The organism is Mesorhizobium sp. B2-2-3, assembly GCF_006442405.1.
Taxonomy (GTDB): domain Bacteria; phylum Pseudomonadota; class Alphaproteobacteria; order Rhizobiales; family Rhizobiaceae; genus Mesorhizobium.
In genome coordinates, this window is the sequence record NZ_VFWC01000012.1 from 175,304 (window position 1) to 191,560 (window position 16,257).

The 16,257-nt window shown below is 62.5% G+C and carries 11 protein-coding genes and 1 pseudogene; 6 read left to right on the top strand and 6 right to left on the bottom strand.

Annotated features, from left to right (window positions below):
- Positions 1-91 precede the first annotated feature (91 nt).
- Genes FJ951_RS22110 through FJ951_RS22120 form a run of 3 tightly spaced genes read left to right on the top strand, consistent with a single transcriptional unit; the run spans position 92 to position 6,572 of the window.
- On the top strand, positions 92-2,539 hold the full coding sequence (locus FJ951_RS22110) for an FAD-dependent oxidoreductase (protein ID WP_140517489.1): 2,448 nt from the start codon (positions 92-94) through the stop codon (positions 2,537-2,539).
- On the top strand, positions 2,536-5,001 hold the full coding sequence (locus FJ951_RS22115) for an FAD-dependent oxidoreductase (RefSeq protein ID WP_140517490.1): 2,466 nt from the start codon (positions 2,536-2,538) through the stop codon (positions 4,999-5,001). Before FJ951_RS22110 ends, FJ951_RS22115 begins: the two co-directional genes overlap by 4 nt.
- Positions 5,002-5,015: 14 nt before the next feature.
- A complete protein-coding gene (locus FJ951_RS22120; protein WP_224684688.1) occupies positions 5,016-6,572 on the top strand; it encodes a trimethylamine methyltransferase family protein in 1,557 nt (518 codons plus the stop codon).
- Positions 6,573-6,652: 80 nt separating this feature from the next.
- Here the strand turns inward: FJ951_RS22120 and FJ951_RS22125 are convergent, their stop codons facing one another.
- The 5 genes from FJ951_RS22125 to FJ951_RS22145 form a co-directional block, all read right to left on the bottom strand.
- Positions 6,653-8,179: an ABC transporter permease subunit gene (locus FJ951_RS22125; protein WP_210239748.1), complete on the bottom strand. Its 1,527-nt coding sequence runs from the start codon at positions 8,177-8,179 to the stop codon at positions 6,653-6,655.
- On the bottom strand, positions 8,166-9,296 hold the full coding sequence (locus FJ951_RS22130; RefSeq protein ID WP_348641797.1) for a betaine/proline/choline family ABC transporter ATP-binding protein: 1,131 nt from the start codon (positions 9,294-9,296) through the stop codon (positions 8,166-8,168). The genes FJ951_RS22125 and FJ951_RS22130 overlap by 14 nt, the downstream gene beginning before the upstream one ends.
- An 86-nt stretch (positions 9,297-9,382) precedes the next feature.
- A complete protein-coding gene (locus FJ951_RS22135; protein ID WP_140517491.1) occupies positions 9,383-10,396 on the bottom strand; it encodes a glycine betaine ABC transporter substrate-binding protein in 1,014 nt (337 codons plus the stop codon).
- Positions 10,397-10,516: 120 nt separating this feature from the next.
- A complete protein-coding gene (locus FJ951_RS22140; protein WP_140500687.1) occupies positions 10,517-10,870 on the bottom strand; it encodes a Rieske (2Fe-2S) protein in 354 nt (117 codons plus the stop codon).
- A gap of 9 nt (positions 10,871-10,879) precedes the next feature.
- Complete coding sequence (locus FJ951_RS22145; protein WP_140517492.1) at positions 10,880-11,962, bottom strand: amidohydrolase family protein; 1,083 nt, start codon at positions 11,960-11,962, stop codon at positions 10,880-10,882.
- Positions 11,963-12,086: 124 nt separating this feature from the next.
- Here FJ951_RS22145 and FJ951_RS22150 point away from each other — a divergent pair, with 124 nt between their 5' ends.
- From FJ951_RS22150 to FJ951_RS28895, 3 genes and pseudogenes are all read left to right on the top strand, one after another.
- Positions 12,087-12,944, top strand: a complete 858-nt coding sequence (locus FJ951_RS22150; RefSeq protein ID WP_140517493.1) for a LysR family transcriptional regulator — start codon at positions 12,087-12,089, stop codon at positions 12,942-12,944.
- A gap of 89 nt (positions 12,945-13,033) precedes the next feature.
- Positions 13,034-14,089: a hybrid-cluster NAD(P)-dependent oxidoreductase gene (locus tag FJ951_RS22155; protein WP_181172266.1), complete on the top strand. Its 1,056-nt coding sequence runs from the start codon at positions 13,034-13,036 to the stop codon at positions 14,087-14,089.
- A 74-nt stretch (positions 14,090-14,163) separates the two neighbouring features.
- A pseudogene (locus tag FJ951_RS28895) lies at positions 14,164-14,473 on the top strand (zinc-binding dehydrogenase); the annotation flags it as partial.
- Positions 14,474-14,483: 10 nt separating this feature from the next.
- On the opposite strand, the gene FJ951_RS22165 reads toward FJ951_RS28895, so the two are convergent.
- The coding region (locus FJ951_RS22165; protein ID WP_140517495.1) for a hydantoinase/oxoprolinase family protein at positions 14,484-16,257 on the bottom strand (1,774 nt) is incomplete at its 5' end.

The window sequence follows — 16,257 nt, forward strand, 5'->3', positions numbered from 1 at the left end:
GTTTTCCTAATGTTGCGAAATTTGGGTTGAGCGCAAGTAGTTTAGCGGGAAAAGATCGCGCTGTTCCAATCCAGCGAAGGTATCCCACAAGGTGAATGGCAGCGCACGCATCGTGATCATTGGCGGCGGTGTCATTGGCCTCGGCATAGCCTATCACCTTGCCGAACTGGGCGTGAGCGATGTCGTCCTTCTGGAGCGCCACCAACTGACCAGCGGCACATCCTGGCACGCCGCCGGAATCGTCGGTCCGTTACGCGCCAGCCTCAACCTGACAAGGCTGGCGCAATATGCGACCGAGCTGTTTCCACGCCTCGAGGAACTGACGGGCCAGGCGTCCGGCTACCGCCGCACCGGCGGCCTGTGGCTGGCGCGACGTGCGGAGCGCATGGACGAACTGAAGCGCATCGCGCATTTGGGCAATGTCTGCGGCCTCACCGTTGGGATTGTCGATCAGGCGGGCGTGGCCGAGCACGTGCGCGGCATCGTCACCGATGGCGTCGAGGGCGCGCTGTGGGTCGAGGAAGACGGCCAGGCCAATCCAGTTGATATCTGTGCGGCCTATGCAAAACGGGCCCGCGCCGCCGGTATCCGCATCCTCGAGGGGTTAGCCTGTTCGGGCATCGTGACCCGCAACGGCCGGGTCGCTGGCGTCAAGCTGGCCTCCGGCGCCACCATCGATTGCGAGACCGTCGTCAACTGTGCCGGCGCCTGGGCGCGCGATATCGGCGCGCTCGCCGGCGTTCCTGTGCCGCTGCAGGCCGTCGAGCACATGTATGTCGTGACGGAGCCGATCGCCGGCCTGCAGGATCCGTTTCCCATCCTGCGCGACCTCGACGAAGGCATCTACATCAAGGGTGATTCGGGCAAGCTGGTGCTGGGCGGCTTCGAGCCGAACGCCAAGCTCTTCGACGTTCGCGGACCGGTTGGCGACAGGCCATTCCTCGAACTGCCCGAGGATTGGGAGCAGTTCGAGCCTTTCATGTCGGCCGGGCTGAAACTCCTGCCGGCGCTGTCGCAGACCGGCATCAGGCACTTCATGAATGGCCCGGAGAGTTTTACCCCCGACACGCGGCCGCTGATGGGCGAGTCGCCCTATCTGCGCGGCTTCTATGTCGCCGCCGGCTTCAACTCGACAGGCATGATGTCGTCGGCCGGCGCCGGCAAGGCCATGGCCGAATGGATCGTCGACGGCGAGCCCAGCCTCGATCTGTGGGCGCTTGACATCGCCCGTTTCGACCGCGCCGCCGCGGCGCGCTCTTTCGTCGGCGCCAGGATGGAGGAAGCGGTTGCCGACCTCTTCCGCATGCATTGGCCTTACAAGCAGGCCGCCGCCGGGCGCGAGGTGCGGCGTTCCGCCTTTCACCGTACGTTCGCCGAAGCGGGTGCTGTGTTCGGCGCGCCGACCGGCTGGGAGCGACCGCTCTGGTTCGGCGGCACGGAGACGCGCGGCTATTCCGTCGGCGCTCAGAAATGGTGGAGCCCGGCCAAGGCCGAAGCCGAGCGAATGGCGCAAGGCGTTGGCCTGTTCGAGCTTTCGCCCTTCACCAAGATCGATGTGCGTGGACGCGACGCGATCCAGCTGATGCAAAGCCTGTGCGCGGGGGACGTCGACAGGCCCGAAGGCCGCGCCGTCTATACGCAGATGCTCAACGCACGCGGCGGCATCGAGGCCGATGTGACGGTCACGCGAGTCGACGAGCACGGCTTCCGGGTTATTTCAGGTGCCGCGACCAGACAGAAAGATTTTGCCTGGATCGCGCGCCATGCTGAGGATCTTGGTCTCAACGTCTCGGTCTTCGACGCCACGTCCGCGGAGGCCGTTCTCGGGGTCATGGGGCCGAATTCGCGGGCGCTGCTGCAGAGCCTGACTGACGTCGATCTTTCGGACGCAGCCTTCCCGTTCTCGACTTCGCGCCGCATCGACATCGGCACCGCGAATGTGCGGGCGACCCGAGTCAGCTTTGTCGGCGAGCTCGGCTTCGAGCTTTATGTGCCGGTCGAACACGCCGAGAGCCTGCTTGCCATGATCGTCTCAGCGGGCGGCGCCCATGGCCTGACCTTTTGTGGCCACTACGCGCTGGATGGCTGCCGGTTAGAAAAGGGCTATCGCCATTGGGGCCATGATATCGGGCCGAAGGACACGCCGCTGGAGGCGGGCCTCTCCTTCGCGGTGTCCTGGAAGAGGGATGATTTCATCGGCCGCGATGCCCTGCTGAAGCAGAAGGCCGATGGCCTGAAGCGCCGGCTCATGCATTTCGCCGTCGACGGCGACAATCCGCTTCTGCTGCATGACGAACCGATCTATCGCGACGGCAAACTTGCCGGGTTGACGACGTCAGGTGGCCTCGGCGTTCGCACGGGGCTCAGCCTTTGCCTGGGCTACGTTGCCTGTGATCCAGGCGAGACGAAAACGCAGCTGCTTGCCTGCGACTACCAGATCGCGGTGGCCGGTGCGCGCTACAGGCTGCGCCCACTCGACAAGCCACCCTATGACCCAACCGGATCGCGCATGCGCGTAAGCGCGGAGGAAAATTCATGAGACAACAGGCCCGCGTGGTCGTTATCGGCGGCGGCGCCATGGGCGTGTCGCTGCTCTATCACCTAGCCAAGCGCGGCTGGAGCGATGTCATGCTCGTCGAGAGGCAGGAGCTGACAGCAGGCTCGACCTGGCACGCCGCCGGGCTCTGCACGCATTTCGCCCACAATGCGACGATCATGGAGATGCGCGCGCATTCGGTGCGGCTCTATCGCGAAATCCTGACCGCCGAGACCGGGTTGCCGACAGGTTTCCACCCAAGCGGCGCATTGCGCATTACGCGCTCGCCGGAGCGCATGGACGAATTCCGCCATGTGCAGGGGCTTGGCCGGTTCGTCGGCCATGACTTCCACATTCTCAGTCCCGATGAGCTCAAGCAGATCTATCCGCTCTGCCATACCGACGGCATCATAGGCGCGATCTACGAGCCCAATGACGGTCATGTCGATCCGACGCTGGCGACCAACGCAATGGCCAGCCGCGCGCGCTCGCGCGGCGCCGAGATCGTGCGCCACAATCCGGTCCTGGCAATCGAGCGCAAGCCATCGGGCGAGTGGCTGGTCCGCACACAACAGGGTGACATTGTCGCGGAGCATGTGGTGAACGCGGCCGGCACATGGTGCCGCGAGATTGGCGCCATGATGGGGCTCGACCTGCCCGTGGTGCCGATGCTGCACCAATATGTCGTGACCGATACCGTCCCCGAGATTGCCGACCGGATCGCCGCCGGCGCCAAGGAACTGCCGATCATCCGCGATCCGGAAGAAAGCTGGTATCTGCGCCAGGAGCGCGACGGCTTTATCGTCGGCCCCTATGAAAAGTCGGCTCACCCCTGGGCGGTCGATGGCGTGCCACCAGAATTCGGCATGGACTTGCTGCCGCCAGACCTGGATCGGGTCGAGCACATCATCGCGCTGGCGATGGAGCGTGTCCCGGCACTCGCCAATGCCGGCATCAAGACGGTGGTCAACGGGCCGATCACCTTCACGCCGGATGCCAATCCGCTGGTCGGTCCGGCATTCGGCCTCGGCAATGCCTGGCTGCTCACCGGCTCAAGCATGGGCGTGATGGAAGGCGGCGGCGCCGGTCGCTTTCTCGCCGACTGGATCGTCGACGGATCACCGCCAATGGATGCGCTTGCCATCGACCCACGCCGCTTCGGCAATTATGCCGACCGCGACTATCGCATCGACAAGGCGGTGGAAGGGTTCGGCCTGCAATTCGGCATCCACTATCCCAACGAGGAACGCGAGGCCGGCCGCCCGCGCCGCACGACGCCGGCGCTCGAACTTCAGAGAAGCCAGGGGGCAGTGCTGGGCGCCGCCTATGGCTGGGAGCGGCCGAACTGGTTCGCTGCCAAGGGCGCCGACCGTGACCCGCCACTGACCTTCCGCAAGCCCGGCTGGTTCGACGCGGTGCGCGGCGAGTGCCGTGACGTGCAGGCCAGCGTCGGCGCCATCGACCTTTCGGCCTTCTCCAAATTCGAGATCGGCGGACCAGGCGCCAGCGCCTTCATGGCTTCGCTCGGCGCCAACCGACCACCGGAACGTCACGGCCGCATCGGGCTCATTCACGCGCTGACGGCAAAGGGCGGCGTGGCGTCGGAATTTACCGTGACCCGACTCGGCGACGATGGGTTCTACTTGACCAGCGCAGCACTTGCGGAGCGACATGACGAAGGTCTGCTACGCTCACGCGCCGCAGCCTTTCCAGGTGTGACGATCGACAACGTCACCGAAAGGCGCGGCGTGCTCGGCGTGATGGGGCCGCGTGCCCGTGACCTCTTGGGAAAGATCTGCGAAGCCGATCTATCGAATGCTGCATTCCCCTGGCTTTCCGCGCAGATCATCCGCGTGGCCGGCATCAAGACGGCAGCGCTCCGGGTCTCTTATGCCGGTGAGCTCGGATGGGAACTGCACGTTCAGTTGGCGCAGTTCGGCAAGCTCTACGAAGCGATCACCAAGGTCGGAACGCAGTTCGACCTGCGTCCGTTCGGCATCTACGCGCTCAACGCGATGCGGTTGGAAAAAGGTTATCGTGCTTGGGGCGCCGACCTGACCACCGAACGTACGCCGCTGGAGGCTGGGCTGGGTGCGCTGGTCAAGACTGACAACCGGACGTTCGTCGGCCGTGAGGCGATGCTGGAGCGCATCGGCGAAAGCGCCTGGTCCATGCTGCTGCTCGAGATCGATGACGACGGCGAGAGGCTGCCGTTCTACGCCCACGCCGTGATGCAGGCGGGGCGCCCGGTCGGGGTCGTTACCTCCGGCAGCCACGGCTTCCGCACCGGCAAGACCGTTGCGCTCGCCTATCTGCGACCCGGTGTTGCGGCTGAAGGCCTGACCGTCTCGATCCTCGGCAGGGATCTGACGGCGCGGGAGCTGAAGAAAGCGCCTTACGATCCGGACAATCTGCGGCTGCGCGGCCTTCAGGCCGATGCGCCGGCCGCCTTCATGCCTGCCTGATCACGGAGACGAAAATGGACAAGGACGCGATGATCGACGCTCCAGCGCCACGAAGCGGGGGCCGAGCGGGAAGGCAAGGCCAGCGCCTGGCCCAGCAGGCGCCGCGGCGTCCCTACATCAGCCGGCGGATCGGCACGTTCAATATCCTCGACGAGGAAGGCCTGAGCCTGATCGAGGCGAATGCCGACCGGCTGCTCAAGGAGGTCGGCATGGAGTTCCATGACGATCCCGAGATCCTCGACATCTTTCGCGATGCAGGCGCCGACGTGCAGGGCACCAGGGTTCGCTTCGAGCCCGGCATGTGCCGCACGATCATCCGCGCCACCGCGCCTTCGCAATTCAAGCAGCACGCTCGCAACCCAGCCAACACGGTGGTGATCGGCGGCGACAACACCGTGCTGTGTCCGTCGTGGGGACCGCCCTTCGTCCACGATCTCGATCGCGGACGGCGCTACGCCACGATCGCGGACTTCCGCGATCTGGTGAAGATCCATCAGATGATCCCGCATCTACATCATTCGGGCGGCGTCGTTTGCGAGCCTGTCGACCTGCCGGCCAACAAGCGTCATCTCGACATGCTCTACACCCACATCCGCCATTCGGACCGTGCCTTCATGGGCGCGTTCATCGGTTCGAGGCGAGCACAGGACGCGGTCGACATGGCCAAGATCGTCTTCGGCGAGGAGTTCGTCGCCAACAACGCTGTGCTCTACAACGTCTCCAACACCAATGCGCCGCTGGTGCTCGACGCCAACATGTCGGGTTCGCTGAAGGTCTGCGCCCGCAACAACCAGCCGGTCGCCTGCACGCCATGGACGCTGGCCGGCGCGATGAGCCCGTGCACGGTCGCCGGCACGCTGGCGCAGGTGCTGGCCGAGGCGCTCGCCTGTCTCAGCCTCGTACAGCTGATCAACCCCGGCGCGCCCTGCCTGATGGGAAGCTTTGCCAGCACGATCTCGATGCAGAGTGGAGCGCCGACATTCGGGACGCCGGAAGCGGGCAAGATGGTGCTCGCCTGCGGGCAGTTGGCGCGTCGCGTCGGCGTGCCGTTCCACACCGTCGGTTCGCTGTCGGCCTCAAAGCTTCCCGACGCACAGGCCGAGCAGGAAGCGACATGGGGCATATTGATGTCGATGTTTGCCGGCGCCAACGTGATCAACCACGCCACCGGCTGGCTCGAGGGCGGACTGGTCACCGGTTTCGAAAAGACGGTCATCGACGCCGATCTCTGCGGCAAGGTCGCCAGCCTGTTCGAAGGCATCGATCTGTCGCTCAATGCGCAGGCGATGGAGGCGATCGAAGCGGTCGGGCCGGGATCGCATTTCCTGGGCAGTGCGCATACGCAGTCCAATTTCCTCTCGGCCTTCTATCGCTCCACCAGCAGCGACAACAATTCCTTCGAGCAATGGAACGAGGACGGCCGGCTCGACGCCGCGCAACGCGCCAACCGGCAATGGAAGAGGCTGCTCGACGACTACCAGGATCCGGGGCTCGATCCGGCGATCGACGAAGCGCTCCAGGCCTTCATCGCCAACCGCAAGGCCAGCGAGCCGGACCAGGCTTATTTCTAGAGCCGGTACCGCATCTTTGATGGCCCGTTCGTGGAATGTTGACCGGCCGAGCTCCGCGAGAAGATCGTTCCCAAACGGCTTTATCTGGTTCGTCCTTGCACGATACGGTCGATGATCATGGCGCAGAGAAGTATGGCGAAGCCCGCGAGCAGTCCCTGCCCGACAGCTGCGTATTGAAGCGCATTGAGGACATCTTCTCCCAACCCTTTGGCGCCGATCAGGGAAGCGATGACCACCATTGAAAGGCACATCAAAATGGTCTGGTTTATGCCGGCCATGATGGAAGGCATCGCTAGCGGGAGATCGACCCGGGTCAGGAGAAACCATCTTGTTGCACCATAGGCTTGCGCGGCCTCTCTAATGGCCGGCGGGACACCCTGCAAACCGAGCGCAGTCAGGCGCACCACTGGCGGAGTACCGAAAATCAGCGTGGCGATGACGCCGGGCGGCTTGCCGATGCCGAACAATGCGATCACCGGGATCAAATAGACAAATGCCGGCATGGTCTGCATGAAGTCGAGCACCGGCCGCACGGCGGCATAGACGCGCGGTCGGCGTCCGCACCATATCCCAAGCGGAATTCCTATCGCGAGGCAGATAATGGCCGATGTGCCCAACAGGGCGACTGTTTCCAGGCTCTTTTCCCAAAAGCCAAGCACGGCAAGATAGGCGAGCGCAGCCGCGGTGAAGATGGCGACGCGCGGCCCCGCCAGTTGCCAGGCCAGGGCTAGAATGATCGCCATTGTCACTGGCCAGGGCATGCCCGTCAGTCCATAGGCCAAGGCATCGAGCACCAACGATATTGCGCCTGTGATGCCGCCGAAAAAGCCCTCCCCGAGATGCGACACCGCTCCCATCAGGCTGTCCAGACCCGATGACAACGCGGCCTGCCACTCGCGATTCGAGGGCGCGGCAGTCAGCCAGACGGCTGGTGTCGGCGCGGCGAAGCGATAGACCGAAAGCCCATAGGCTGCGATGCAGAAGGCAAGGGCGCATAGCGCCAGCGGATGATTGTGCCCGCGCTGAAGCGTCGGGTTCGAACGCCAGCGCGCGAAGCGCCGCTCCAGCATCCGGTTGGCGAGGAAACCGGCGATCAACCTGGCGAAGAGCAAAGTGACAATGCCGGACCCAATTACAACCGGCGCCTTCGCCTTTGCGGCGTCGGCCCGCATTCTGGCCGTGTTGGCAGCTTTCTCCAGAGCGGCCGCTGATGATTTCAGGCCAGCTGCATTGTCCACCCCCGCTGCCTCGGCGGCCTTTGCCTGTTCCGCGCGCGCCTGTGCCTGCTTGGTGACGCGTTCGGCGCGTGCTTGCTCCCCGGCGCCGAGGTTGCCAGCCGCGCCGACGCCGATCTGAACTACCGCAAGCGTCTCCAGGAAGAAGATGAGCCAGAACAGAAGTGTGATGCCTCGGGCAGCGGCCCACACCGGTCCAAGCAGCGCGGCCGCCAGGTTGAACGGCCAGACGGCACCGGAAGCCCGCCGGATGCGGGCGAACACATCGATATAATAATCGGGGTTGCGGAGGACGAATTCTCGTACGAGTCCTTCCTCTACCGGTTGGGCGTGCTCTATCGATTGCACAGCGACAGGATCATGGGCGTTCACGGATTTCGCCCTTTCGCAGACCGTGAAGCAGTATCTGCCTGTCGACGATGCCGACGACAGACCCACCGGGATCTGTCACAGCAAGCGGTGCGGCATCCCGTGCCGCGAGTTCGACGAGTTCGGCCAGGGATTCTCGAGAATCCACCCTGCGCAACCGCTCGACGTCCAATTCCGGATGAGACCGGCTCTTGAAACTCTCGACCGACTCCATGATGCGCCCGGCGGTGATCACCTTCAGGCGCGAGATGTCGGCGACGAATTTCGCGACATAGTCGTGCTTCGGAGATGTGACGATCTCCTCGGGCGTGTCGGTCTGGACGATGACGCCATCTTTCATGATCGCGATGCGATCGCCGATCCGGATCGCCTCGTCGAGGTCATGGGTGATGAAGATCACTGTCTTTCCCATCGAGCGCGAGAGGGCCAGGAACTCGTCTTGAAGTTGCCGCCTTATCAAGGGATCGAGCGCGCTGAATGGCTCGTCCATGAGCAGGATCGCTGGATCGGCAGCCAAAGCGCGGGCGAGGCCGACGCGCTGCTGCATGCCGCCTGAGAGCTCATGGCAGTAGCGATCCCCCCAGCCCGACAGGTTCACCTTGGCAAGTGCCGCCTCGGCCGCGTCAAATCTCCGCTGCTTGGTCGCGGCTTGGATCTCCAGCGGGAGCGCGACGTTGTCGCGTACGGTGCGATGCGGAAGCAGACCGAAGCTCTGGAACACCATGGCGATCCTGCGAGACCGCAATGCCCTCAACTCAGCGGGCGACTTGGCCATGACGTTTTCACCGTCGACGAAAATCTCGCCGGCGGACGGCTCGAGCAGGCGGTTTATATGGCGGATCAATGTCGATTTGCCACTGCCCGACAGGCCCATGACGCAGAAGATTTCACCCGGCCGAACCGAAATGTTGACGTTGGCGACGCCCACGACACATCCGAAGCGCCTGGCCACTTCGTCCTTGTCCAGGCGGTCGCGCAAAATCGCCATCATCGCCACTGGCGCGCGGGCGCCAAAGATTTTCCAGACGCCCTTCAAAATGATGGCGGCACCATGGCTTGCCGCGTCTCCGCAGTCCGCCAGGCCGGGTCCTCCCGGCGCAATGATCGGTGCGGTGTCCACCGTCTACCGCTCCCGTCCGATCACGGATTTGAGCGGCCGGGCAACAGTGCAGGCCGGTTCAGAGCCTGCAATGCCGGCCCTGGACTTCAATGACCGAACCACTTCGCCACGTCGTCGGGGTGGGCTTTGATCCATTCCTTCGCCACATCGCCTGCCGGCTTTTTGTCGACGATGATTGCATAGGCCCATTTGCTGATGTCGTCCGGATTGAAAGTAATCCGATCCAGGGCGGCGGTCAGTTCCGGTTGCCGCTGGGCCAGCGAAGCAGCATAGGCGATGTGCACGGTGGTGTCAGCATATGCCGACGACACTTTCGATTTTTCGAACCATTGAGGATCCTCGCTCGGCTGCAGCATCACGAACTTGGCTGGGTCGTGTTTCGGTTCTGTGAGAAAGGCAAGCTTGTAGCGGGCGAAATTCTGGTGTGGGCCGTAGCAGTAGCCGACCCATGGCTTGTCTGCCTTCGCGGCCCGGTCGAGCGATGCCGCGGCCACCGCTTCGTCGGTCACCTGGAGATCGAAGAAATCGGCGAATCCATAGTCGCGGGCCCGCACCTTTTCGATGTTTGTCGACTGCCAGCCTGACGCGCCGATCCAGATTTCGCCCTTGCCGTCGCCATTGGTGTCGAAGATCTTGGCGTTGTCCGGATTGGTGAGATCCGCGACATCCTTGATGCCATATTTGTCGACCGTGACCTGGGTGACGCAATAGCCTTGCTTGGCTTCGTAGCCGTTCTGCGCGAGTTTCACCGTGCCGGCGCCTTTGACATATTTGTCTACCAGGCCCTGCTGGTTCGGCAGCCAGACATCTGGCCAGATGTCGACCTCCCCTTTGTTGCGATCCATGGCTTCCCAAATGACTGGGACTGCGGTGGTGGTGACGGTGGAAACGTCGAGCCCAAGCTCCTGTTCGGCCGCGTTCTTGATGACGTTCATGACCGCCGTTGCGGTAGCATAGTTTGGATCCGGCATAGTCACGTCTGCACCGAACGCCGACGATACCGGCGCCAACAATAGAACGCCCAGAGATGGTGCAAGAAGTCGGTTTTTCATATCGTTCCCCAGTTGAGTTGCGCTGATTTTTCTCAGCTTATTGGTCAAGTTAGCGAAACGTGCAGGCAATCCATCCCAAATTGTGCCGCATTAGCAAAAACGATGAAGCGCATTAGGCGGTCGTTGAGATTCCGATACCCGCTCTGTAGACAGAGGGTGTCTCCATGCTCAGGCCGTCACGTATATGCTCCCTGCCTCGACGGAGACTGGGAACGTCCTCGCGCGAACGGACGGGTTGACCAATGCTGCGCCCGACCTGATGTCGAATTCCCACCCGTGCCAGGCACAGCGAACGATTTCATTCTCACGGTGATAGATGAATTCGGCTCGCTCGACGGGAGCAGTCGTTCCGCATTGCGGCCCCTCACAAAGGGGGGCCCCTCGATGCGGGCATACATTCAGCAGCGCATGGAAACTATCGCCGATCCGGAACACGCCGATCGACAGGCTGCGCACCTTGGCGATGAACGGCGTTCCGACCTGGATCTCGTCGGCGCGACAAATATACGTCTTCTCAGCCATCTCAGGTCGTCACGCTGCGGCAGCGGCTTGCGGGCGGGGAATGCGCTTGTAAACGTCTAGCGCATTCTGGCCGAGCACCTTGCGGCGCCACTCCGGCGGGATGTGCAAAGTGTTGACGTCATCGTAGTCCCAATGGGGGTAGTCGGACGCAAACAGCAGCGTGTTCTCCCCGTCCATGGCCTCCAGGATCGCCCAGAGGTGGTTGATATTCGAAGGCTGCTCCAGCGGTTGGGTGGAGAAACGTATGTTGCGCCGGCAATATTCCGACGGCAGCATTTTCAGCCATGGCGTCTCTTTTCGCAGTGCTTTGTAGTCGGCATCCAGGCGCCACAGGACCGACGGGACCCAGGCGACGCCGCACTCGATGATCACGAAGTAGAGGTCCGGCCATTTCTCAAAAACGCCATGGGCAATCATGCTTGCCACATGCGACATGGCCGACATGTGCAGGATCGCATGGGTCTCCCAGAAGAAAGTGGTGGGCGCTGGCGCGACAGCGTTCCAGTTGATGCCACCATGTCCACCAAGATGTATGGCGAACGGCAAACTGACCTCGGCACAGGCCTCGAAGATCGGGTGATAGAACGGGTCGCCATACGGCCGCACAGAGCCTTGGGAGGCCAGAACTTGCGCCATCCGGGGATGCGCGCCGAGGCGCCGGATCTCCGCCGCCGCAAGGCGCGGGTCTTGCGGTGCGATGATGATGGAGCCCATGAAGCGGCTGTCTTTCGGCAGCCATTCATTGATCTGGTAGTCGTTGTAGGCGCTTACCAGCGCGCTAGCGTAATAGGGATTTGCCAGTGTCGACGCTTCGATGGGCTCGTCGCCAGTTAGGATTGCCACTCCGACATTGTATTTATCGAGGTGCTTCTCCTTCATGATCAGGTAGTTGTCCGCCTCCACCTTCGGTCGCACATCCTTGCGGGAGAAATCCTGCGGATGAAACCAGGGGCGATGGCCGTGCGGAAAAGCGCCGACCGGGCCGGTCTTCTCGCCCTCGATGAACATGTCTTTCCAGACACCGGACAGGTAGGGCTCCAGCACCGTCGCGTTGGACCAATAGTTGTGGCAATCGCAATCGACTATGAACACTTTTCCCTCTTCCTTTGATGCGGCCGTCACAGACCGTGGCTTCTGCACCGAACTTCCGCTTTGATAGTGCTCGGATCAAGCGTATGAACAGCTAGATACGATCGCAAAAATCGATGGCTCGCCTATGCAGTTGGAACAAATAGAGACGTTTCTCGACATCATTGAATCGCGAAACTTCAACCGGTCGGCGGAGCGCCTCGGACTGACGCAATCGACGGTCAGCACCCGTGTCAAGAACCTGGAGGCCGCCGTGGGGTCAGAACTCTTCCATCGCGGCCGCGCCGGTGCCGAGCCGACTGCGGCAGGGCGGCGGTTTGAGGTTTACGCACGGTCAATGCTGTCGACCTGGTCCCAGGCCCGTCACGACGTGCGCGCCTTTAACAGATTCGAAGGCAGCCTTCGGATCGCTGCCCAGGTTGGAATGACCCGCTCGATCCTGCCGGGTTGGTTGGAAATGCTGCTGCAAGTCTTGCCGCGGTCCTCGATCCATGTCGAATCCGACTACTCGCCGCAGATGATATCTGATCTGAGCCTGGGAAACCTCGATATTGCTGTTGTTTATGCTCCACGCTACCTGCCCGAGATCACATATGACCAACTGATGGTCGAGGAATATACAATGGTCTCGACCAAGGCACGCCGGCTTAGCGATGTAAGCCCGGACAATTACATCCGGCCGGGTTACACCGTTGCGCTCGAGAAGGCTCATGCCGAGGCGTTGCCAAATCTGACTGCGTGCCGGCTTTCGATGGGCTCCGAAACGCTGGCCGACAATATGCTGAGGCGCGCAGGCGGCACCTGCTACATGCGCGCCGACGATGCGCGTCGCTTCGCCGCCGAGCAACCCTCCCACATTGTGGAAGGTGCTCCAACTCTGCATCAGCCCGTCTACACCGCAATTCTCGCGCGACGCCGGCATGAGCCAAACATAAAGAAAGGCATTCGCGCGCTTCATCTTGCGGTCATGTCGCTGGAAGCTTGATCGATATTGTCGATCATAGATGCTTGAGGTTCCTCCTGTATCGAACGTAGGCCTGCTGGCATTCTTGGCCCCTTAATGGGAGCCAGATGATGAACGCCCTCGTTTCTTTCCCTCCCTCCTGCCGATCCGACCGCGTCAGCGGACGTCACACGCTGATCTGTCGCGGCATCGTTCAGGAGACGCACGACGTGAAGACCTTCGTCTTTTGTCCAAAGCGCGGGCAGGCCGGCCAGTTCAAAGCCGGGCAGTTTATCACTCTGAACCTCGTGATCGACGGCGCTCCGGCCGTCCGGACTTACTCGATCTCTTCGCCGCCAACCCGGGTGGGAGACCTCAGGATAACCGTCAAGCGCGTCCCCGGCGGCCTCGCTTCCAATTGGCTGCATGACAATCTCGAACAGGGAAGCGAAATAGAGATCGACGGCCCGTCCGGCAGCTTCAACTGGGATGACCTGCGGAGCGACCGGCCGCTTTTCCTCTCCGGCGGCAGCGGCATAACACCGGTGATGTCGATGCTGCGCACGCTCGCCGACAGTGGCTCCGACAAGGATGTCTGCTTCATTCATAGCGCACGCTCGCCGAAGGACATCATCTTCGGTGACGAGCTTGACAACCTGGCACGGGACCATCGCAATTTTCACGTCCATGTCGTCTGCGCCGAAGCTGTGCATAATTGGGCCGGTCCAACTGGATTGGTTGGTGAGTCCATGTTGCTGAAGTTTGCTCCCGACATTAGGGAGCGCACCGTTTATGCCTGTGGGCCCGAGCCTTACATGAACGCAGTCCGGAACGCCCTCAACAGCATCGGCTTGGATCCTGGTCGGTATCATGAGGAGAGCTTTGGCGGCCTGCTGAAGCCTGCACCGGTGTTGCAAACAGCCCAGGCCGCTTCCGTGCGTTTTGCTCGCACAGGTGTCACCCACCAATGCCGTTCGACACAGACCCTGCTCGAAATCGCTCGGAGCGTTGGTCTGTACCTGCCAAGCGCTTGCCAGCAAGGGATTTGTGGGACCTGTCGTGTGCTGAAGGTCAGCGGCGACGTGGAAATGGCTGATTTCGGCGGACTCAGCGCACAGGAGAAGGACGCCGGATATGTGCTCGCCTGCTGCACACATCCCATGGGAGCGGTGTCGATAGACTTGTAACTGCAGGCGCACACCGCGGCCGTGCAAATCACAAAGCAATTCAGTACCGATATTGTCGTGGAAGGCACCGATAAGACATCGGCAGCATCGATCTGGTGTTCGATGTCATCGGTGGCAACATCCAGAAGCGGTCTGCAGCCCTGATCCGGGGCGAGGTATGCTGGTGACCGTCGTCGGACCAGCCGAGGCGCAGCCCGCGGATGGCTTGGCGGTCGATTTCGTCGTCGAGTCCGGTCGTGGCCAGTTGAGCGAGATCGTCCAGCAGGTGCGGAACGGGCGGCTGCGGATGAACATTGGCAAGGTCGCGATCTCGACGAGGCGATCGCCGCCTCAGGAAAAAATACTGTCAGAGCATTGTCACTCGACAACGCTCCACCACAATAACGCGTGCATGTCACGACGCGATTCGCGGCCGCCCGGTGGCTGTCGCGACGACGATGGCTTCCACGAAACTGCGCTCGCCTTCGATTGTAGCAACTCTTATGTCGCGTGCGATCTCGATCCGAGCCTGATCGGTCCCGGCGCGCTCGGCAAGACCTGCCGCCAAGACTCGAATGTGGGCTTCGGCTGCGGCCATCGCCTCGTCCTCGGTGTCATAGTCGTCCAGCCGCTCGCCGGAATTGAGACGGAAAAGCCCGATCTCCGGTTGGCTGACGCGCGCTTCCGCTGACATTCGCACCTGTCCAACCACGGCGCCCAACGCATTTGCGACATCGGCGTGTTCGGCAATGCTGCATTCATTGCCGATCAATTGCGGCAGCCCGGCAAAGTGCAGCGAAGCCGACGCCCCGAGGCCGATCACCGGCCGGTCGAGCGCGATCGACAGCCGCGCCATGCCGCCTCGCCCGCCAACCGCCCGCTGAACCAGCGGGTTGGCAACGGAGACGCCGCCCTCCAGCCCGTCCTCGGCAAATACCGATTCAAGAATTACTTCGGCAGAACGCCGGGTGACGGAGGCAAGAACCATCTCGGAAAACGCTTCTGCGCCTTTGGCGACACGATGCCCCTGGCCGTCGCGCTTGCGTGAGAACAATTCGGCGCCCAGTCGAGCCGCGACAGGATCCCAGTTCCCTTGCCGGCCGAGCACATGGGCTGCATCGGATGGCGTGAAGCCGACGATATGCACCAGGCCACGTGCGACGAGGCGATTGAGCGTCGCGACCTGTGACGTCGATACGAGCAGCCGGTCGAGCGCGGCGGGAATTGCCGAAATGTCAGCATAGAGCCGCGTCTCGGTAACCGTCAGGCCTGCGGTTAGACGTTCGGGCACACCTGTGCGCAATGCGAAGCGGCCGTCCAGCCGGCTGGTGTTGGGACTGAGCAATTGCCGGTTGAGACCTTGGCATATGGCATCGCCGTGTTTCACCGCGGCGAGCGCCAGCGGTACCAGCCGCCGGGGCCCGAGCACGATCGTCGAAGCCAACGACTGCTCATGAAGCGAAACTTCCGAATCCCCACCAAGGCCAAAGGTGTGCATGGCGACGGCTTCCACCATGGTTCGCATTCCGCCGACGGTGGCGCCTTCCGGATCGAGCCGCAGGCGGCCACCATCCAGAACTGCGATGTCGGTGGTAGTGCCGCCTATGTCGGACACCACCGCATCATCGATGCCGGTCATGTACCGCGCGCCCACCAGGCTTGCCGCTGGTCCTGACAGAATGGTCTCGATCGGCCGAGCGCGGGCGAATTCTGCGGTAATGAGCGCGCCGTCGCCGCGCACGACCATGAGCGGAGCGACGATCCCGCGTCTTGCCAGAAATCCCTCCGTGGCGTCGACAAGGCGATCGATCATCGAGATCAACCGGGCGTTGAGAAGCGTGGTCAGCGCCCGACGCGGGCCGCCGAGTTTCGACGACAATTCATGCGAACAGGTCACCGGGAGCCCGATGCGCTCGCGGATGACGTCACGTACCGCGATTTCGTGTTCGGGATTGCGAACGGCAAAATAGGAGGCCACGGCGACGCCTGAAACCGTGTCGGCGAGAAACGGCAGCGCAGCCACGAGAGCGTCGAGCACCAGCTCACGCGGATCTCCGTGGACGTCATGTCCGCCCGGGCAAAAGATCACGGGATCGGAGCCAAGGGCCTTTGACAATCCGTTCCGGGCAAGGTCGGCTTCAGTGAAGCCGATCATCACCAGCGCGACCCGCCCGCCCTGCCCTTCGACG

What these genes read in the sequence shown, in the direction of transcription:
- FJ951_RS22115 (WP_140517490.1), top strand. Translation starts at nt 2,536, where the DNA reads ATGAGACAACAGGCCCGCGTGGTCGTTATCGGCGGCGGCGCCATGGGC.
- FJ951_RS22120 (WP_224684688.1), top strand. Translation starts at nt 5,016, where the DNA reads ATGGACAAGGACGCGATGATCGACGCTCCAGCGCCACGAAGCGGGGGC.
- FJ951_RS22140 (WP_140500687.1), bottom strand. Translation starts at nt 10,870, where the DNA reads ATGGCTGAGAAGACGTATATTTGTCGCGCCGACGAGATCCAGGTCGGA.
- FJ951_RS22150 (WP_140517493.1), top strand. Translation starts at nt 12,087, where the DNA reads ATGCAGTTGGAACAAATAGAGACGTTTCTCGACATCATTGAATCGCGA.
- FJ951_RS22155 (WP_181172266.1), top strand. Translation starts at nt 13,034, where the DNA reads ATGAACGCCCTCGTTTCTTTCCCTCCCTCCTGCCGATCCGACCGCGTC.